This window comes from Leucobacter sp. MMO-125, assembly GCF_037148395.1.
Classification (GTDB): domain Bacteria; phylum Actinomycetota; class Actinomycetes; order Actinomycetales; family Microbacteriaceae; genus Leucobacter.
Map to the genome: position 1 here is coordinate 484,008 of NZ_JBBCTL010000001.1, position 19,117 is coordinate 503,124.

Genomic DNA, 19,117 nt, shown 5'->3' on the forward strand with positions numbered 1-19,117 from the left:
TGAGCGGTGCCGGGTCGTCCCCCATACCCCGATCCGATGCCGCTCACCACTTTGCGGTACTGTGCGAGTGAGGTCGCGTTCTCACGAGGGCGCCGTTCTATTCACTCGGGCTGCGTCCCGATCGGAGCGCTATGCCCTGGAGGGACCATGATCAACATTGGGGTTATCGACGATCATGCGGTGATCGCGCAAGGCGTGACAGCGCTGCTGAACGCTGAGAAGGATATTGAGGTCGTCGCTACTGCGACTTCACCGAACGGTCTGCCTCGACCGCCACACCCCTATGACGTGGTGCTTTTGGATCTGTCTCTCGGCGACGGCTCGACCACCAGCGACAACGTCGCAGCAGTGAGCAAGCTCGCCAAGAAGGTCATCGCCTTCACGAGCGGAGAGCAGCCCCACCTGATCCGCGAGGCGACCCGTGCGGGGGTGGCTGCTGTGGTGCGAAAGTCGGCTCCGCCGCAAACGCTCGTCAGCGCGATCAGAGCAGTGCACGGCAACACCGCGGTGCCCGATGCTGAGTGGGCTGCGGCGCTCGAAGCCGACCGCGGCTTCGTCGCCACGCTGCTCACGCCCCGAGAGGTCGAAGTGCTCGCACTGTACGCGGGCGGCGAGCCTGCGAAACGCGTGGCCAGGGCGTTGTTCATCTCGGAAGACACGGTGATCGACCACATTCGCAATATCCGCGCCAAGTACGCCGATCAAGATCGGCCGGTGAGTTCGAAGATTGATCTCTTCCGCCGCGCTGTGGAGGATGGCATTCTGCGTATCGATGACTGATTCAGCTTCTCGTATCGAGCTTCTGAACCGACGATTCGCCGGTTTCGTCGCGCTCGGCGGTCTCGCTCTTGGCGCGATGTGGATCGCAGAGCAGTGGCTCTCCCCCACGCGGCAGGCCTGGTGGGCGATCGCGGGGTACGCCGTGCTTCTGCTTGGCCTGCTCATCGTTGCTGTGGGGGCAACGCGGATGCGGAGCCGCACGCTTTACATACTGCTGTGCTTGATGGTCGTGCTCGGCTTCCTGTTGCAGGTGCTCACATTCCAATCACTCACCGGGGAAATCTCTCCCGAGGTGTGGCAGACCGGCTGGATGCTCACCGGCGTGTATCTAAGCTTCATTGCGCTGCTGCTGCGAGCCTCGCACCCGTATCTGACGATTAATCTCTTCGCTGCACTCGTCGCTACGTTTCCCGCGCTGTCGTTCTGGTTCGATTCAGGGTTCGTGACGGTGCACATGGTGGTCGTCACACTGGTGCAGTTCACGAATGTTGGTTACCCGGTCGTGTTGCTCGCTCTGCGCGCGCGTCTTATGCACTACGGTGCCCGCCAGGATCGTTGGCGTCAGCGTGCGGTCGACGCGGCAGCGACGCGTGAAGAACTGCGTGAGGCACGGCGGCTCGGTAGCGCAGTGCATGATCGCGCGCTGGGGGTGCTCACTCAGGTGATGTGGAGCGGCGGTGCCGTAGACAATGCTCTCCGCTCCTCGGCCCGAGCAGCGCTGACGCTTCTGGAGGAACAAGAGCGACGCAGTGCCGGTGAAGTCAATGTTGAGGAGATTGACGCAGTGCTGCCGAGCGACTTCGCTCAGATCGATCCCGAAGTCTCGGTCGTGGTGCTTCGCAACGAGGGCACTCTCCCGAGCATCGTGATTGCTTCGCTCCTGGATGCCGCGCTTGAGGCGCTGCGCAACAGTGCGAAACACGCGCCAGCTGCACACCGTAAGGTGCTGATCTCGTTCCAGGATGATTGCGCACGGGTGGTGGTGTCTGATGATGGGCCCGGCTTCAGTCCGTCAATCATCGGCGAGAATCGGCTCGGGGTCTCAGGCTCGATTGTGGCCCGAATGAGGGATCTTCCCGGCGGAGAGGCGCGGGTGGTCACATCCCCAGGTTCGGGAACGGAGGTGGTGCTGACGTGGAGACGCGAGTAGGCGGCGGGGCAATGTCGCCGTCCCACTTCAAGCGACGTGATTCCACCTGGGTCCCGCTGCACCGGCCGGGGCCGATGATCTGGCTATTGATCATGCTGCTGGCAACACCTCTCATTGAGGCTGCGCTGAAACGCGACGTTGACGCGGCGGCGGCGTCCGTGGTCGTGTGGGCGGCGGTTGCAGCGTGTCTGGGCACAGCAACATACCTGAGTGGTTTCCACCCGGCACTGCACAGGTTTCGCAGGAGCCGCGTTGCCATTATCGTCGCGTGCGCCTACGGCACCGCCGTGATCAGGGTAAACCTCAACACCACCGAATACCTGCCCTCGCTGTTCACATTTGCGATGGTGCTCGTCATCTTGGTGCTGCTGGAGGGGCATCGGGTGCTGGCACTCACTGCGGGCATGCTGATGCTGGCGGCTGCGGCTGTGCAGGTCGTTGCGAACGGGCCGAGCCTGCGCGAGTTTCTCTCGCTGGGCTATCTCTTGTGCATGCTGCTGTTGGCCCTCGCTTGGGTCGTCTATGTTGGCCGCTTGCTGCGGGCTGGCAACACGTTCGACGCCCGGGCAGCTGCGCTCCTGGATGCCCGCAGAGCTGATGCTCGTGAATTGATCCGCTTGCGGCTGCACCATGCACTCACCGATTCCGGCACGAATGACGTGCTGAGACGCCTCACCACCGCAGACACTGTCGACGAGGAACTGATGCGCGATGTTCGCATGGCTGAGGCGAGCTTGCGCGACCAGCTCAGCGCCCCCATCTTCAATCACCCCGCGATGACGTCCGAGGTCGCGGCAGCCAGGCGGCGCGGCGTTGCCGTGCGATTGACGGGAGAGTCGCTCGGTGCTCAGCGAGGGGGCACCGTGGGGTTGGCGCTTGCAACGCGACTTGCGAGTGTCTTGCGGGGGCTGCACGCCGGCAGTTCCGTGGTGATTCGTCACCGGCCGAGCACGGCAGCAGACACGTTCACTGTGGTCATCGAGGCCGACGATGAAGTCTCCCAACTGACATTCAAGGCCAGCGGAGAGGTGCTGAGAGATTGATCACTCGCGTGTGATGGGCGGATCAGCGGGCCCTCAAGAGGCAGCACCGACCGCCGCCGGCGCAGCCGTCGTGCTGTTGCACGGCTTCGAAAGCAGAGCCCTCACCGGAAGGCCCTGCTGATCCCAGCACCGAGCTGCGTCAATTGCATCCAGATCACAAAGCGGTGCACGGGCCGCAGCAGCGGCTGCAGCAGGCGGCGGATCCGCGTTCCGCGTTCCAGGTTCCGCTCCCACGCGAGGGAGGTGCGCAGCTGGGTGCCACCGGCGGCCTGTTCGAGGGCGATGCGGATCCGTTTCGTGTTGCTGCGCGGAGCGTCTGGCCATGAGAAGCGCCACTCGATGAGGTGCAGGGGCTCGCGTGCGGTGAGTTCGACGAGCGAGGCGCGGTAGTGGGGGTTGACCCGCAGCGGCTTCCCGTCAGGGCGCTCCGTGCGGGTGAGGGCGCGCCAGCTTGAGCCGACGCACACGCGCTCAGGAACATCTTCGACGCTTGCGGTGCCCGGCTCCCACTCCGCGAAGCGGGCGGGATCGTCGAGCAGCGCCCAGACGTGCTCTGGCGGTGCCGGCACGAAGCTCTCGGCCGAGCCCGTGAGCACTGCGGGGGTGATCCCCGCCTGAGGCAGGCCGGGGAGTTGCTCGGCCCCGGCGAGCCGGGTGCGCACCTCATCGACTTCTGCCCCGAGGCGGCGCAGCACGGCCTCGACGAATCCGCTCGGTTCGGCGATGAGTTCGCGCAGCACGGCTGAGGCATCGCCCTGGCGCGAGCCTTTCGATGCTTTGGTAAGAATGTCGAGCGCCTGCTCACCCCAGCGGTAGTCTCCCGTCTCATGGAAGGTGATCCGGCCGGACGTGGGTGCTGCGGCGGTGATACCCAGCGCGGCGAGTTGGGCGGCGTGCTGCGCCGCGACGGCTTCGCGCGCAGTGTCGAGCGTGATTCCGAAGCTGCGCAGCACCTGCCCTGCCGCCTGCTCACTCACCACGAGCGCGAGCAGCAGGTGGTCGACGCCGGCGGTGCGCTCCCCTGTGCGGGAGGCTTCCTCCATCGCAGCGAGTGAAAGTGTGTGGCTCGTGGCCGCGGCGGTCGTGAATTTGCTCACCGGGTTCTCCTCGGAACGGGGATCGATGGGTCGATCCGTTTGGCATACTTCTTGTGCACCGCCTGACGTGACACCCCGAGCGCGTCAGCGATCTCCTGCCAGTTCATACCGGCGCGTAGTCCTGCTTCGACCTGTGCGAGTTCGAGACGTTCAGTGAGGGAACGCAGCGAGGCGATGGCGCGCAGGCCTGTTCGGGGGTCTCGCGTATCAGCGGCGGCTTCGGCGACGTGCAACGATTCCATATTGTCAACCTACATTGCCAAGCGACACTTCGTCAACCAAGGTTGCTCACAGTGGGCGGTCACCCCCGAGGCCGGCCAGACGCGCGGGCCCGGGGCGACCGGGATCCGCCGCCAGCGCGGCATCCGCGCGCATGCCCACCCACAGCTGTAGGATGCGAGCACCGTCACACCGTGGCACCGCACCGATCCGAGGAGCTCCATGGCCAAGAAAGAGCCGGCAATGTCACCCTCCGACACGCCAGTGGTCGAAGTGCTCGACCGCGTTTCAGGCCCGCGCCGCGCCGAAGCCGACGAACTGCTCGCCCTCCATACCGACCTCAGCGGCACCGAAGGCTTGGTGTGGGCGGGCCGCATCATCGGCTTCGGCGAATACACCTACCACTACGACAGCGGCCACAGCGGACGCGCCCCCGAGCTCGCCTTCGCAACAGGCTCAGCAAAACACACTCTCTATCTCACGCCTGACTTCTCAGAACGCTGGCCAGAGCTTCTCGAACAGCTCGGGCCGCACCGCGCAAGCAAAGCCTGCCTCTACCTGACACGCCTCTCCCAGGTCGACCGGCGCGTGCTGCGCGAACTATTGGAGCGAACCCTCGCAGAAACCCGCGGAGCGTAAGACCAGGCCGCACCGGCACGACTTGTCGCCGCAGCGCGATCCTGTTAGGGTCGCTGCGGATCCTCCGCACCACCCACCGGCGAAGCCGTCGATCCACGCAACACGAACGAAGCGAGGTGAGCCCGATGTCAAGTGACAGTTGCAGTCATCAGCCGGGCTTCGTGCTCGCCTCTGCTGCCCGCCTGCACTAGTTGACGGCAGCACGCGGCCCGGCGTCATATATCCATGCGCCGCGCGCTCAGAACGCCTGCGGCGCGACGCACCGCGCACGCGCCCCGCTGCGCGCCTCCTCGAAGGAGCCCTTATGGCCGCCCAGAGCACCCCCGTATTCGACGGAATCATCGACACCATCGAGCAACAACTCACGGCACGAGATCTGCACGCGCTGACACACACGCTGGCACCCCTCGCGCCCGCAGATATTCTTCCCCTCTTCGATCGACTCAGCCTACGGAAACGGGCCATCGTGTTCCGCCTCCTCAGCAAGGAGTGCGCCTTGCAGGTCTTTGAATCACTCGCCCCAGAACTGCAGAGCGACCTCTTCGCGGGTCTGCACGATGCAGACGTAGCGCACCTCTTCGCAGAACTCGACCCCGACGACCGGGCCCGGCTACTCGAAGAACTACCCGCCTCGCTCGCCAACCGGCTGCTGCGCGGACTGCCCGAACAAGACCGCCTCGTCACCGCCACCATACTCGGATACCCGCAAGGCAGCACCGGGCGGAGGATGACCACCGAGTGCGTGACGACCCGCGTCGGCCTCACCGTCGAGCAATCACTCGCGCGCGTACATGCCGGCCTCGACACCTCAGAGACCGTCTACACGATCCCGGTGCTCGACGCTGGCCGGCAGGTGGTCGGTGTCGTAAGCCTTCGCGACCTGCTCGGCGCAGCAGCAACCGCTCCCGTCGAAAGCTGCATGCAGTCGGCTCACACAGCCGAGGCCGTAGAACCGGCCGAGGGTGCGGCACGACGCTGCGCCGACCTCGCCTTACTCGCGCTGCCCGTCGTCGATAGTGAGCACCGGCTCGTCGGCATGCTCACCATCGACGACGCCGTGCGGGTGCTCGAACGAGAAGAAAACGAAGACACGGCCCGCCAGGGCGGGACCGAACCGCTACGGCGCCCCTACCTCTCGACACCGGTGCGCACGATCGTGCGCTCACGAGTGGTGTGGCTGCTGGTGCTCGCGATCGGGGCCACCCTCACGGTGCAGGTGCTCTCAGTGTTCGAATCAACCCTCGAACAAGTGACCGTGCTCGCGCTCTTCGTACCGCTGCTCATCGGCACCGGAGGCAACACTGGCAACCAGGCAGCGACCACAGTAACCCGCGCCCTTGCCCTCGGCGATGTGCGGCCAAAAGATGTCGTGCGCGTGCTCTCCCGCGAACTGCGCACCGGAGCCATGCTCGGGCTACTGCTCGGCGGTCTCGGCTTCACGATTGCGTCGCTCATCTACGCGCCGAACATCGGCGCGGTCATCGGGCTCACGCTGCTCGCCGTGTGCACCTTGGCCGCTGCTGTGGGTGGCTGCATGCCATTGCTCGCGCGAGCGGTGCGCGTCGACCCAGCAGTGTTCTCGAACCCGTTCATTTCGACATTTGTCGACGCGACCGGGCTGATCGTGTACTTCATGATCGCGAAGGCGATCCTGCAGCTGTGATGCCGAGTCGAGCTGGGCTGGCTTGCCGGGGTGCTGGCTTGCCGGAGTGCTTGCTTGCCGGCTGACTTGTTTGCTGGCTGACTTGCTTGCTGACGGGCGCGGTCTCGTTGCGAGGGTGCGCTCGGCTGCGACCGGTCGAGGGCTTGCACACGTGCAGAGGCCCCCGACCGATCGAGTTCACCAACCGGTGCTGAGCACTCGGTCAAGCTGAGCGACGACGAAATCGGCGCTCTCGGCGGTGAGACACAGCGGAGGCTTCACCTTGAGCACATTCGATCGCTCAGAGGTGGTGAGCACGATCACACCAAGCTCGCGCATGCGCTCGCAGATCGCCGCAGCCTCCTCGGTGGCGGGCTCCATCGTGTCACGATCGCGAACCAACTCGACACCGAGGTAGAGCCCTTCGCCGTGCACCGGGCCGATGATCTCGTGGCGCTCGGCGAGCGCGCGGAACCCCTCGGCGAGACGGCTGCCGACCTCTAGTGCGTTCTGCTGCAGCCCTTCCTGCTCCATGGCGTCGAGCACCGCAAGCCCCACCCGGCAGCTGAGCGGGTTGCCGCCCGCCGAGGAAAAGAACTGCCCCTGCGTGGCGAGCGCGTCTGCGATGCGCTTCGATGTGATCACCCCGCCGATCGGGAAGCCGTTGCCCATGGGCTTTGCGATCGTGATGAGATCGGGCACGGTGCCCGACTGCTCGAAGCCCCAGAAGCTGGAGCCCATACGACCGAAGCCCACCTGCACCTCGTCGGCGATGCAGAGCCCACCAGCGGCCCGCACTCGGGCGTAGGCATCGGCCAGATAGCCGTCAGGCAGCAGCACGCCGCCCGCGTTGCCCAGCACCGACTCGCAGATGAACGCGGCGACGTCGCGGCCGGATGCGGCAAGGGCGTCGAGTTCTGACCCGAGATCAGCGGCGTAGCGCGCGCCCACGCTCACATCGCCGGCCTCGCCGCGGTGCGTACCGCGGAAGCGATTGGGCACATCGGCGACGTGCACCCAGTCGGGCCTGTTTTCGAGCGCGTAGGGGTTGTCGTAGGCGCTCGTGGTGACGGCATCGGAGGCCATCGTCCAGCCGTGGTAGGCCTCGCGCAACGCCACCACGGTCTTGCGGCCGGTGGCGGCCTGCGCAAGCCGCAGCGCGAGGTCGACGGCTTCGGAACCTGAGTTCACGAGCAGTACCGTGTCGAGCCCCGATCCTTCTGGCAGCAGTGCGAGCAACCGCTCGCTGTACTCGGCCAGTTCGCGGTAGAGGAAGCGGGAGTTGGTGTTGAGGATGCGGATCTGGCGGTTCACCGCGTCGGCAACGCCGGGGTGCCCGTGCCCGAGCCCGGTCACATTGTTGACGATATCGATGTAGCTGCGTCCGGTGGTGTCGACGAGGTGGTGACGCCACCCTCGCTCGATCTGCATGGGGCGCTCGTAGTAGCGTTCCTGCGCGCTCGCGAAGATCTGCTGGCGTCGTGCCTGCTCGTCGCCGGCCTCGTCGCGCTGCGCCCACGATTCGAGGCCGAGCAGCGCGGCGGGGTCGTGAGTGAATCGCGACCAGGCAGGCACGCGCTCGGGCGCGATGAGCTGGGCTCGCCCGGCCTCGGGCACCTCGACCGAGAGAATGGGCGGTTCGATACCGTCGAGCGCGTCGCCGCGGCAGAGCGTTATGGCGAGCGGACGGGGCGCCTCGGAGGCACTCAGAGCAGCCACTCGCTCGCCCGCCGCCACCTCAGCACCGAGTTCGACCGCGGCGGGAGCACCGTCGATCGACAGATACCAGCCGTGCGGCAGTTCGAGTAGCAGCCCGCGCTCGGTGGCTGCCGCTACCGTGCCTGCGATTGGAGTGGTCACGTCTCGTGTGTCACCACCGGCCACCCACACTTCGGTGCCGATCGGCCAGGTATCGGCCGCATCAGCCGCGTCGACTACAGTGCGGGTGAGCCGGTACACCCCGTAGGGCAGCACTGCGGCTTCGGCGCCGTCGCCCAGCGCGGCGGCAACGAGCTGCTGCTCGGCATCAGACGCGAGCCACTTGCCGGCATCGAGCGCCTCGCTCTCGACGCCCGGGTCGAGCACCGCCACCTCGCCATCGAACCCCGCCAACAGGGATGACAGCGGGTGCGGATCGGCCGCCACTGCGGGGGCCTGCGGCACCGCGAGCAGCTGCAGATCTGCCCCGTGGGCGACGCCCTGGAAGCCGAGACGAGCGAGCACCTGCTCGGTCGCTTCCGCGAGCGGCACCGCGGTTGCAGCTTCGAAGATCGCCTGCTCGCCCGCAATACGCTCGCGGGCGTAGTCGTTGCTGCCATCGATCTCCAGCTGACGCCAGCCGCTCGCAACGAGCACTGCCGCGCGCAGCACGATCAGCGGCCACACGGCCCGCGCTTCGGCAGCCGAAAGCGGGGCGACCCTGTGGAACGCGGCGATCGTGTCGAGCACACGCAGCGGCCGTTCCGGGTCGTGGTGCAGCATCGAGCTCGCGGTGACTGCAAGTTCGGACACCCGCCAGCCGTAGGCGAGATCACCCAGGTCGAGCATCACGTGCGGGTGCAGACGCCCATCGCGGCCGCGAAGGCCTGTCACGTTGTCGTCGGTGAGATCACCGTGGATGGCTTGGACGGGCAGAGCCTCGACCACACAGTCGAGCGCGCGCTGGGCCGAGTCGGCCATGTCGAGCACGCGCTGACGCAGCTCACCATCGGCGATGGCGGGTGCCAACGCCGCAGTCTGCGCGTGGGCGACTTCCATCACCCACATGTGATCGCGCTCGAGGCCGGGGTGGGTGAGATCGGCGAGTGCGTTCGCCGAGGCCGCAGCGAGGGCTCCAAACTCTTCGAGCACGACGGGAGCGAGATAGCCGGCGTCGACAATCGGCTCGCCCTCTGCGAATGCGCTGCGTCGCACCGCGAAGCCGCGCCAGCGCTGGGTCAAGGAACCATCGAGACCGGGCAGCACGGATGCAACACGCACCCCTGCGTCTCGATAGGCATCGAGCGCTGCGTGCTGAGCGTCGCGCTCGGCGTCGCTGAACACCGGGTTGTCGACGCGCAGCACGCTGCGGCCGCCGTCCGTTTCGATCAGCACGAAGTTGCGATCCTGGTTGCTGCCAAGCTCGTGCGCTTCGGCCTCGATACCGAAGCACTCGCGCGCGATCGTCGCGGCATCTGCCGCAGATACCTCGGGCCGAACCAGGCCCCCCTGCGATTCGCTCACTGTGTGTCCTCCCTCATTGGAATCCATCGAAGAATGTTGCCTTTCCGGCCGCTTGTCCAGCTGGCCGAGCTGCTCCCTGGCGACCGACCGGCCGAGCGTTCATCGGCCGGCCGACCAACCGACCGCCGATCATCGGCCGGACTGCCGAATGTCCGTTCAGCCCAGCTGCGAGCGGATCGCCGGCGCGAGCGCCGAAAAGGCGCGTGTGCGGTGCGACAGCAGATCTTTCTCAGCTGCCGTGAGTTCTGCGGCCGAACGCTGCTCACCATCGGGCTGGAAGATCGGGTCGTACCCGAAGCCGTGCTCACCGGCCGGCTGGCGCAGCACGCGACCGGGCCAGACGCCGAGTTCGCACACTTCACCAGCGCCAGGGCCACCGGTAAGGTGGGCGCCCTCACCAGGAGGCACCACCAGCGCGGCGGCGCATACGAAGCTCGCGGCGCGGTGCTCGTCGGCGACATCGGTGAGCTGCCACAGCAGGAGGTCGACATTTCCGGTGTCGCTGCGGGCGGGGCCACCCCAGCGGGCCGAGAAGATGCCGGGGCATCCGCCGAGCACGTCGACGGCGATACCGGAGTCGTCGGCGATGGCCGGCAGACCCGTGTGAGCGGCTGCCGCGCGCGCCTTGATCAGCGCGTTCTCTTCGAAGCTCAGGCCATTCTCGACGGGCTCAGGCCCGTCGTATCCGATGAGCTCGATACCGGGGATCAGCGGCCCGAGAATGCGGCGCAGTTCTTCAAGCTTGTGTGCGTTGTGCGAGGCGAGCACCAACTGCTGCGTCATTGTCATCGCCCCCCAACGGTCTCGGTGCCGCTCGACGCGGACTGGGCGAGCGCGGCGCGCTGCACCTGCCCGAGCTCTGTGGTGCTCGCGAGCGCCAGGTCGAGCAGGGCGTCGAGCTCGGCGCGCTTGAACGGCGCGCACTCGGCGGTGCCCTGCACCTCGACGAAGTCGCCGGAGCCGGTCACCACGACGTTCATGTCGGTCTCGGCGCGAGAATCTTCGACGTATGCGAGGTCGGTCATCGGAGTGGTGCCGACGATACCGACAGACACCGCTGCAACGCTGTCGCGCAGCGGCTGCGCCTTGCGAGCGATGTGACCCTGCTCACGCGCCCACTCGATCGCATCTGCCAACGCCACGTAAGCACCCGTGATCGAGGCTGTGCGGGTGCCCCCATCGGCCTGCAGCACATCGCAGTCGATCACGATCGTGTTCTCGCCCAGAGCCTTCGTGTCGATCACGGCACGCAGGCTTCGGCCGATCAGTCGCGAGATCTCGTGGGTGCGGCCCCCGATTCGGCCCTTCACTGATTCACGCTGCATGCGCTCGTTGGTGGAACGCGGCAGCATTGAATACTCGGCGGTGACCCAGCCGGTGCCCTTACCCGCAAGCCAACGGGGCACGCCGGGGGTGAATGACGCCGTGCAGAGCACGCGCGTGTTTCCGAAGGAGATCAGAGCACTGCCCTCGGCCTGGGCACTCCAGCCCCGCTCGATCGTCACCGGGCGCAGCTGCTGCGGTGTGCGCCCATCGGCGCGGGTCTGGTCACTCATGTGGTCTCCTTCGGTGGGGGGGTCAAGTCGAGAGGATCGCTGCGGGTCGGCTCTGCCGGTACGGTACCGGCTACCACTGACATTCCTGCGCAGCGGCTTCGGTTAGCCGGGCAGCGTGATCGCGCCGGTTTCAAGACGGTCAACGGCGTCGATACCGATTCCGAGCATACGGCGGGCAAGATCGACAAAGCCTCGCGCATCCGCGCCCGTTGCCTCGTAACGAATGACTGGATCGCCTGAGGCCGGAGGCCGCAGCAGCCCCTGCTCGGTCAGCACGCGAAACACCTCGTTCGCGGTTTCGATGTCGCTCGATACGAGCGCCACATCGGGGCCCATAATGCTGGCGAGCACACCACGCAAGAACGGGTAGTGCGTGCAGCCGAGCACAAGCGTGTCGATGCGCTGCGCAATGAGCGGGGCGAGGTATTCCTCAGCAACAGCGTGCACTTCGGGCCCGCTGGTAAGACCGGCCTCGACAAGCTCCACGAAGCGCGGGCATGCTGCCGAGGTGAGCGCGATCTCAGGCCGCATCGCGAACAGATCGTCGTAGACGCGCGACTGAATCGTGCCCTGGGTGCCGATCAGCCCCACCCGCCCGTTGCGGGTGATCGCAGCAGCACTGCGCACCGTCGGGCCGATCACCTCGACCACGGGCACTTCGTAGCGCTCTCGGGCATCGCGCAGCACCGCAGCCGATGCCGTGTTGCAGGCAATCACCAACATCTTCACGCCCTGGGCCACGAGGTCGTCGAGAATTTCGAGCGCGAAGCTGCGCACCTCGGCGATCGGGCGCGGCCCGTATGGCGTTCGCAGCGTGTCACCGACATAGATCATCGACTCGTGCGGCAACTGATCTCGAATCGCCCGCGCCACAGTCAGACCGCCGACGCCCGAGTCGAATACGCCAATCGGCGCATCGCTCAACATGTCGCGGTTACTCACCTCACCAGCCTATCGCGCCGCAGCTCAGACAGCAGATCGCAGCTCAGGCGGAGATCCCCGCTGTTTCCTCCGTCTGGGCTGCGATCCACGCCCTGAACGGAGGTCCAGCTGAGGTCCAACCGCGATGCGCCCCTGAACGTCGCAGCAGCGGCCCGAACGAGCTACGCGGTGGGCTTGATCCAGGTGTGGCGGTGCAACTCGGTGAGGCCACTGGCGGCGATCCCCTCGTAGTGCGCCCGCGATCCATACCCCTTGTTCGAAGACCAGCCATACTCGGGATGCGCCTCATGCGCCTCGCGCATCAGCGCATCGCGTTCGACCTTTGCACGCACCGAAGCCGCAGCCACGGACGCGCAACTGCGATCCGCCCCCACCCGAGTGCGCACCAGCAGCGGGCTGCGCAGCACCGGGCTGAGCCAATCATGCGAGCCATCGAGCAGGATCAGCGCGCGTTCAACCGCGACACCAGCCGCGTGCAACTCCAGCAGCGCCCGCCGCCCGGCCTCACCGAGCATCGCGTTGATACCGTGCTCGTCGATCTCCTCGGCGCTAGCGAAACCGACGGCACCGGCACCCCACAGACGCACTGCGGGGGCCAACGCCTCGCGGCGCTTCTCGCTCAGCAGCTTGGAATCGCGCAGCCCCTCGGGAAACTCATTCGTACCCCGCAGCACCGCGTGCACGCCTACAGCAACAGGCCCAGCCACCGCGCCGCGCCCCACCTCGTCGACCCCGATCACCATGTCGAAGCCCTCATCGAAGCACGCCGATTCGACATCGAGCGTGGGGTCTTTGGAAGGCGCGTCGCTGACGGAACTCTCGCCGGTCACTACTTGCTTGCCTGCTCGCGAGCCTGCTCAACTCCGGTGAAGGTGCCTTCGGGCGTGCCCAGCCAGGTGAACCGGTTGAGCGGCCAGTTCAGCACGAAGGCCCGGCCCACGATCTCGCTCTCGGGCACGAAGCCGCGCCCCGGCTGATCCTGGTTGTAGCGGGAATCCTTGCTCTGGTAGCGGTTGTCGCCCATCACCCACACCGAGCCCTCGGGCACGGTGACGTCGAAGTCGATCTTCGACGCGCGGCCGCCCTCGCCCGGCGGGATCACGATATACGGCTCATTGATGGGCACACCGTTCACCATGACGCGCCCTTCAGCGTCGCAGCACTGCACCCTGTCGCCACCGATGCCGATGACGCGCTTCACCACGTACTCGTTGCTCGTGTCGGCGGCGAGGCCGATGGTCTGCAGCACCTTCTCGAAGCCCTGAGGCGGTTCGGTGCCGCGCGGCAGCAGCCATCCGCCCGGATCTCTGAAGACCACGATGTCGCCGCGGTTCACACCGATCACATCGGGCACCAGCTGATTTACCAGGATGCGATCGTTCACCTGCAGCGTCTGCTCCATCGACTCCGACGGAATGTAGAAACTGCGCACCAGGAAGGTTTTCAGTAGGAACGATACGAGAAACGCAACCACCAGAATCACGATGAGATCGCGCAGGAACCCGAGCAGCCCGCTCCTGCGACGCCGAGGCCGCACAGCCGCTTCATTCATCTCGTATTCCTTCTCTCCTGCGCCGTCGATCGACCGCACCCGTCCATCCTGCCACTCACGCCCTGAGAACACAGAAACCCCCGCCGAAGCGGGGGTCGCTGTTCAGAAAAGCTCGACTCAGCGGTCGCGCTTCTCCTTGATCTTGGCCTTCTTGCCGGTGAGGCCGCGCAGGTAGTAGAGCTTTGCACGGCGCACGTCGCCGTGCGTCACGACCTCGATCTTGTCGATCGCGGGCGAGTGCACGGGGAACTTACGCTCCACGCCCACCTGGAAGCTGATCTTGCGCACCGTGAAGGTCTCACGCACACCCTCGCCGTGGCGAGCGATCACAACACCCTGGAACACCTGGACACGCGAGCGGTTGCCCTCGACGATGTTGACGTGCACCTTGACGGTGTCGCCGGCGCGGAAATCGGGAATGTCGCTCTTGAGCGACGCGGCATCGACGTGGTCGAGCTTCTGCATGATGATCTCTCTCTGCGCCCGCCGCAAGCCGGAACGCGGAATGAATGGTGAAAGTATTGAGGTGTTGGGCTCACGGCGTGTGCGGACCCTCGCGGCAGTACCGCACCGTGGCACAAAGAACTATTATGCCACACGGATTGCGGATCGCGGATCGCGGCGAGCCTTCCCTGCGGCGACCCGCCGGTGCCGCAGCAATGTCAGTGGTCTCTGCGATCATCGGGGCATGGATATCAAGGAGCAGACCATCCGCGACGAAGCCGTCGAACTGCTGCGCAGGCTTACGGGTCGACACGACGCCGAGTTTCACGAGGGCCAGTTCGAGGCGATTCACGCGCTGGTTGCCGAGCACCGTCGGGCGCTGGTGGTGCAGCGCACCGGCTGGGGCAAGTCGGCGGTCTACTTCGTGGCGACGGCGCTGCTGCGCGCGCGGGGTGCGGGGCCGACACTGCTCGTTTCGCCGCTGCTCGCGCTGATGCGTGACCAGGTCGCAGCTGCTGAGCGCGCCGGGGTGCGGGCGGCGGCGATCAACTCCGCCACGATCGACGAGTGGGATCGCATCGAGCGCGGGTTGGCCGCTGACGAGATCGACGTGCTGCTGGTCTCGCCGGAGCGCCTGAACAATCCGAGCTTCCGCGCGCAACAGCTGCCCGGGCTGCTCGCACGCATGGGCCTGCTCGTCATCGACGAGGCGCACTGCATCTCCGACTGGGGCCACGACTTCCGCCCCGACTACCGGCGCATCGCTGGGCTTCTGGCGGGGCTCGACCGGGACGTGCCCGTGCTCGCCACCACGGCGACGGCGAATGCTCGGGTGGTCGATGATGTGGTGGATCAGCTGGGGCACGACGTGCTGACACTGCGGGGCTCGCTGGCCCGAGATTCGCTGCGACTGGGCTGCCTGTCGCTGCCCACGCCCAGTGAACGTCTTGCTTGGCTCGTCGCACACTTGGGCGAGCTGCAGGGCAGCGGCATCGTCTATGCACTCACGGTCTCGGCGGCAGAAGACACCGCCCGGCTGCTGCGCGATGCCGGATATGAGGTGGCGGCCTACACGGGCCGCACCGACCCCGAGGAGCGCGAGCGCCTCGAAACCGCCCTGAAAGCGAACGAGGTGAAGGCGCTCATCGCCACAAGCGCCCTGGGTATGGGCTTCGACAAGCCAGACCTGGGTTTCGTCGTGCATCTCGGGGCGCCCTCCTCCCCCGTCGCCTACTACCAGCAGGTCGGCCGCGCCGGTCGTGGAGCGGCGAACGCCGATGTGCTGCTGCTGCCGGGCTCCGAAGACGCGGCGATCTGGAAATACTTCGCCACCGCCTCGATGCCCGATCCTGAACGTGCGGCCGCCGTGCTCGCCGCGCTCGGCGACCCTGGTTCCCCGCCGCTCTCCGCCCCGGCGCTGGAGGCGCGGGTCGATATCAGGCGCAGCCCCTTGGAACTGCTGCTCAAAGTGCTCGACGTCGACGGCGCCGTGCAGCGCGTGTCAGGTGGATGGGTCGCCACGGGCGTGCCTTGGCAGTATGACGCCGAACGCTATGCACGCATCGCCGCCGCCCGCGAGGCCGAGCAGCGGTCGATGCTCGACTACGAACGCGGCGACTCGTGCCGCATGGAGTTGCTGCAGCGCGACCTCGACGACCCGAACGCGACACCCTGCGGGCGGTGCGATGTCTGCGCGGGAGCGTGGTACGCCGCAGAGGTGCCGGCACAGGCGGCAGAACAGGCCTCCGGCCAGCTGCAGCGCGTGGGTGTGCCGATCGATCCGCGCAGCATCTGGCCCACGGGTGCCGATCGCCGCGGTCTCCCCGTGAAGGGCCGCATCCCGGAGGCCCAGCGCCCCGCCGCAGGGCGGGCCGTCGCTCGCCTCACCGATCTCGGCTGGGGCGGGCCGCTGCGTGAACTCTTCGCCGCCGGGACCGCAGACCGCCCCATCGACGCGCGTCTGATGGAGGGCGTGATCGCCACCTTGCGCGACTGGCCGTGGGAAGTGCGGCCCGTCGCAGTGGTCGCCATGCCGTCACTCACACGACCGCAGCTTGTTGCAAGCACGGCTGCGGCGATCGCCGAACGCGGCCGCCTGCCACTACTCGGCAGCCTCGACGTCGACGCTTCGATTCCCGTCGCGGGCCCCGGCGGCAACAGCGCCTTCAGGCTGGCGTCGGTGTGGAATCGCTTCAGCGCCGGCTCCGAGCTCGCCGCGGCGGTGGCCCAGACCCCCGGGCCGATTCTGCTCGTCGACGATCTCGTCGACAGCCGTTGGACGCTCACCGTCGCAGCACGCGCACTGCGCGAGGCCGGTGCGCCGTCGGTGCTCCCCTTCGCCCTCGCCAGCGTCGGCTGAACCGCAGGCGGCGCACCGCAGCTGCCCCGAGCTACGCCTCAGATCACAGCTGGCAGCCGGGGCACCAGTAGAGCTTTCGCGCCCCGAACTCTTCGAGCACGATGTTCGTGCCGCAACGTTTGCAGGGCGTTCCTTCGAGCTTGTACACCCAGTGGCGCTCGTCGCGCTCGGCGAGCGCCCGCTGGTAGCGCTCCCCCTCAAGACCGTCGATCGTGATCATCTGGCCCACGGTGATGCCGATGTCGAGGAGTTTTGCCCAGTCGTCCCACAGGTCTTCGAGCACGACGGGATCGAGGGTGTTCGCCGGAGTGTGCGGGTTCAGTCGCGCCCGGAAGAGCATCTCAGCGCGATACACGTTGCCGATTCCGGCGACGATGGACTGGTCCATCAGCACCAGCCCGATCGGCGTCTTCTTCTTGCGGGCGCGTGTCACGAAGCGATCCCGCTCGGCGGGGGTGTTCGCATTGGCGGGGTCGGGGCCCAGCTTCTGGATCACGGCATCGACCTCGGCAGGGGTGAGCACTTCGCAGGCGGTCGGCCCACGCAGGTCGGCGCACACGGTGTCGGTGAGCAACCGCACCCGTACCTGCCCGACGGGGTCGGGCGGGAACGTGCCATTCACAGCCTCGGCTTTGTCGCGTTCCGCCATGCGCACATGCGCAACGCGGGAGCGCCGCGGCGCCCCGATCGAGGTTACGGAGTCTTCGCCGGCACTGTCCACGGGGCCATCGGCCACTCCTGCCATACCGGTTTGACCGAGCTTGCCTCGACCGAACGGGCTGGCGTGAATCTGAATCGACGGGTCGACGGCCACGTCTCCGGCGAAGTCCCATGCACCGTAGATACCGAGGTGCACGCGCAGCCAATGCCCGCCCTCGAACTCGAGAAACATCTGCTTGCCCACGGCGCGAGCGTCGATCATCTCACGCCCGCTGAGCAGCGCAGCCCCCTGCGAGAACCGACCCTGCGGGCTCGTCACCTCGGGTGCAGTGCCCACAAAGTTGACGCCGAACTGGCGCGCGATGCGGTGTACGGAGTGACCTTCTGGCACGGCTCCCCTACTTTCTGCTCGGGTCGGCGGCTCAAATCGGGCCCGCAGTTGGCACGCACCGACGAGCGCGCCGATCCGGCCCGCATGAGGCTCAGATCTGATCGACCTGCTTGCCGGCGATGGTGCCGGTGCGCTCGTACTCGCCGAGCTGGCCGATGCGGCGCACGTGACGCTCATCACCGGTGAAGGGCGTGTCGATGAACAGGTCGATGAAGCGGATCGCATCCGCGACGTCATGCTGACGGGCACCGATGGAGATGACGTTGGCGTTGTTGTGCTCACGGGCGAGCTGGGCGGTCGACTCGTTCCACACGAGGGCGGCGCGGATCCCCTCGACCTTGTTCGCGGCCATCTGCTCGCCGTTGCCTGATCCGCCGAACACCACACCGAGGGCGTCGACACCGTCACGCTCATCGCGGGCGACACCGACTGCCGCATTGATGCAGAACGAGGGGTAGTCGTCGAGCGCGTCGTAGGCCTCGGGCCCGTGGTCGATCACCTCGAAGCCGCGGTCGCGCAGATGCTGCTGCAGCTGCTGGCTGAATTCGAGTCCGGCGTGGTCAGTGGCAACGTGGATGCGCATGGGAACGATTCTATCGGGCTGCGGGCGAGGAGCCCGCGCGAAGCCGGAGCAGGCGTGCAGGCCCGCCCCGGCTCAGCAGGTTCAGAACTGCGGACCTGCGGTGCGACCGCGCTTGAGCTCGTAGAAGCCCGGCACGCTTGCAGCCGCGACGATACCGTCCCAGAGCTGCAGTGCGGTCTCGCCCGTGGGCGACGGGGTGACCACCGGGCCGAAGAACGCGACGCCGTTCACCGAGATGATCGGCACGCCCACGTCTGGGCCTGCGATATCCATGGCATGGTCGGTGTTGCTGCGCAGCTGCGTGTCGTGCTGCTCATCGTCGGCAGCTGCGGCGAGAGCGGCTGGCAGTTGGAGCGCGGCGAGCGACTCGGCGATGATCGCGTCAGTGTCGTTGCGTCCGCCGGGGTGGATGCGGGTGCCGAGTTCGGTGTAGAGCGGTCCGACGAAGTGTTGCCCGTGGGCTGCGCGGGCGGCTTCGACGACCCGGCCCATGCGCAGTCCTTGGCGCTGGCCTTCGGCGTGGTCACCTGCATCGCGGCCCTCGTTGAGGATGGCGAGGCTGATGGGGTGCCAGGCGACGTCGAAATTGCGCGCTTCGGCAACTTCGGCGACCCAGCGGCTGGTCATCCAGCACCAGGGGCAGATCGGATCGAACCAGAACTCGACTGTGGGTGCGGCAGTGCTCATGGGCTCAGTCTACGGTCCTGGCCTGGCTGCTCGGAAGGCGCGGCAGCGATCCTGAGCCTTCGCAAAGCACACAGGCATAGGCTTGAGGGGATAGTCATCAGAGTGCGGGCCGATCCTCCGTGAGATCCGGCCCCGGCACCGACCGCAACGC

General features: G+C 66.8%; 18 protein-coding genes. 6 read left to right on the plus strand and 12 right to left on the minus strand.

What is annotated here, in order from left to right; all coding sequences use genetic code 11:
- The first annotated feature begins 147 nt into the window (after positions 1 to 147).
- The 3 genes from WFI54_RS02235 to WFI54_RS02245 are packed head-to-tail and all read left to right on the plus strand — an operon-like array spanning position 148 to position 2,973.
- On the plus strand, positions 148 to 780 hold the full coding sequence (locus tag WFI54_RS02235; RefSeq protein WP_336651166.1) for a response regulator transcription factor: 633 nt from the start codon (positions 148 to 150) through the stop codon (positions 778 to 780).
- Complete coding sequence (locus WFI54_RS02240; RefSeq protein ID WP_336651167.1) at positions 773 to 1,930, plus strand: sensor histidine kinase; 1,158 nt, start codon at positions 773 to 775, stop codon at positions 1,928 to 1,930. The genes WFI54_RS02235 and WFI54_RS02240 overlap by 8 nt, the downstream gene beginning before the upstream one ends.
- 11 nt (positions 1,931 to 1,941) lie before the next feature.
- Positions 1,942 to 2,973: a hypothetical protein gene (locus WFI54_RS02245; RefSeq protein WP_336651168.1), complete on the plus strand. Its 1,032-nt coding sequence runs from the start codon at positions 1,942 to 1,944 to the stop codon at positions 2,971 to 2,973.
- Positions 2,974 to 3,074: 101 nt separating this feature from the next.
- Here the strand turns inward: WFI54_RS02245 and WFI54_RS02250 are convergent, their stop codons facing one another.
- Both WFI54_RS02250 and WFI54_RS02255 read right to left on the minus strand, forming a co-directional pair.
- Complete coding sequence (locus WFI54_RS02250) at positions 3,075 to 4,070, minus strand: SRPBCC family protein (protein WP_336651169.1); 996 nt, start codon at positions 4,068 to 4,070, stop codon at positions 3,075 to 3,077.
- Positions 4,067 to 4,312 (minus strand): hypothetical protein, encoded by a 246-nt coding sequence (locus WFI54_RS02255; protein WP_336651170.1) that lies wholly within the window; start codon positions 4,310 to 4,312, stop codon positions 4,067 to 4,069. Before WFI54_RS02255 ends, WFI54_RS02250 begins: the two co-directional genes overlap by 4 nt.
- 199 nt (positions 4,313 to 4,511) lie before the next feature.
- Between WFI54_RS02255 and WFI54_RS02260 the strand changes: the two genes are divergently transcribed.
- Together WFI54_RS02260 and mgtE are read left to right on the plus strand one after the other, a co-directional pair.
- Entirely contained in the window at positions 4,512 to 4,928 is a 417-nt protein-coding gene (locus tag WFI54_RS02260; RefSeq protein ID WP_336651171.1) for a DUF1801 domain-containing protein, read from the plus strand.
- Positions 4,929 to 5,232: 304 nt separating this feature from the next.
- Positions 5,233 to 6,591, plus strand: a complete 1,359-nt coding sequence (gene mgtE / locus WFI54_RS02265; RefSeq protein WP_336651172.1) for a magnesium transporter — start codon at positions 5,233 to 5,235, stop codon at positions 6,589 to 6,591.
- Positions 6,592 to 6,768: 177 nt separating this feature from the next.
- Here the strand turns inward: mgtE and WFI54_RS02270 are convergent, their stop codons facing one another.
- The 7 genes from WFI54_RS02270 to rplS form a co-directional block, all read right to left on the minus strand.
- Positions 6,769 to 9,792: an aminotransferase gene (locus WFI54_RS02270; RefSeq protein ID WP_336651173.1), complete on the minus strand. Its 3,024-nt coding sequence runs from the start codon at positions 9,790 to 9,792 to the stop codon at positions 6,769 to 6,771.
- A 156-nt stretch (positions 9,793 to 9,948) separates the two neighbouring features.
- Positions 9,949 to 10,575: a non-canonical purine NTP pyrophosphatase gene (locus WFI54_RS02275; RefSeq protein WP_336651174.1), complete on the minus strand. Its 627-nt coding sequence runs from the start codon at positions 10,573 to 10,575 to the stop codon at positions 9,949 to 9,951.
- 2 nt (positions 10,576 to 10,577) lie between these two features.
- On the minus strand, positions 10,578 to 11,348 hold the full coding sequence (rph, locus tag WFI54_RS02280) for a ribonuclease PH (protein ID WP_336651175.1): 771 nt from the start codon (positions 11,346 to 11,348) through the stop codon (positions 10,578 to 10,580).
- 102 nt (positions 11,349 to 11,450) lie between these two features.
- On the minus strand, positions 11,451 to 12,272 hold the full coding sequence (gene murI, locus WFI54_RS02285; RefSeq protein WP_336651643.1) for a glutamate racemase: 822 nt from the start codon (positions 12,270 to 12,272) through the stop codon (positions 11,451 to 11,453).
- A gap of 179 nt (positions 12,273 to 12,451) precedes the next feature.
- Positions 12,452 to 13,033, minus strand: coding sequence for a ribonuclease HII (locus WFI54_RS02290; protein WP_336651644.1), 582 nt, complete (start codon positions 13,031 to 13,033; stop codon positions 12,452 to 12,454).
- A gap of 86 nt (positions 13,034 to 13,119) precedes the next feature.
- Entirely contained in the window at positions 13,120 to 13,842 is a 723-nt protein-coding gene (lepB, locus tag WFI54_RS02295; RefSeq protein ID WP_336651176.1) for a signal peptidase I, read from the minus strand.
- 117 nt (positions 13,843 to 13,959) lie between these two features.
- The gene (rplS, locus tag WFI54_RS02300) at positions 13,960 to 14,307 is read right to left on the minus strand and encodes a 50S ribosomal protein L19 (protein WP_024357218.1); all 348 of its coding nucleotides are present in this window, start codon (positions 14,305 to 14,307) and stop codon (positions 13,960 to 13,962) included.
- 223 nt (positions 14,308 to 14,530) lie between these two features.
- Between rplS and WFI54_RS02305 the strand changes: the two genes are divergently transcribed.
- The gene (locus tag WFI54_RS02305; protein ID WP_336651177.1) at positions 14,531 to 16,645 is read left to right on the plus strand and encodes a RecQ family ATP-dependent DNA helicase; all 2,115 of its coding nucleotides are present in this window, start codon (positions 14,531 to 14,533) and stop codon (positions 16,643 to 16,645) included.
- Between the two features lie 43 nt (positions 16,646 to 16,688).
- Here WFI54_RS02305 and WFI54_RS02310 read toward each other — a convergent pair whose 3' ends face one another.
- From WFI54_RS02310 to WFI54_RS02320, 3 genes are all read right to left on the minus strand, one after another.
- Complete coding sequence (locus WFI54_RS02310; RefSeq protein ID WP_336651178.1) at positions 16,689 to 17,696, minus strand: Fpg/Nei family DNA glycosylase; 1,008 nt, start codon at positions 17,694 to 17,696, stop codon at positions 16,689 to 16,691.
- A 91-nt stretch (positions 17,697 to 17,787) separates the two neighbouring features.
- Positions 17,788 to 18,279 carry a ribose-5-phosphate isomerase gene (locus WFI54_RS02315; protein ID WP_336651179.1) on the minus strand — a complete coding sequence of 164 codons (492 nt, stop codon included), beginning with the start codon at positions 18,277 to 18,279 and terminating at the stop codon, positions 17,788 to 17,790.
- 81 nt (positions 18,280 to 18,360) lie between these two features.
- Complete coding sequence (locus tag WFI54_RS02320) at positions 18,361 to 18,966, minus strand: mycothiol-dependent nitroreductase Rv2466c family protein (RefSeq protein WP_336651180.1); 606 nt, start codon at positions 18,964 to 18,966, stop codon at positions 18,361 to 18,363.
- Between the last annotated feature and the right edge of the window lie 151 nt (positions 18,967 to 19,117).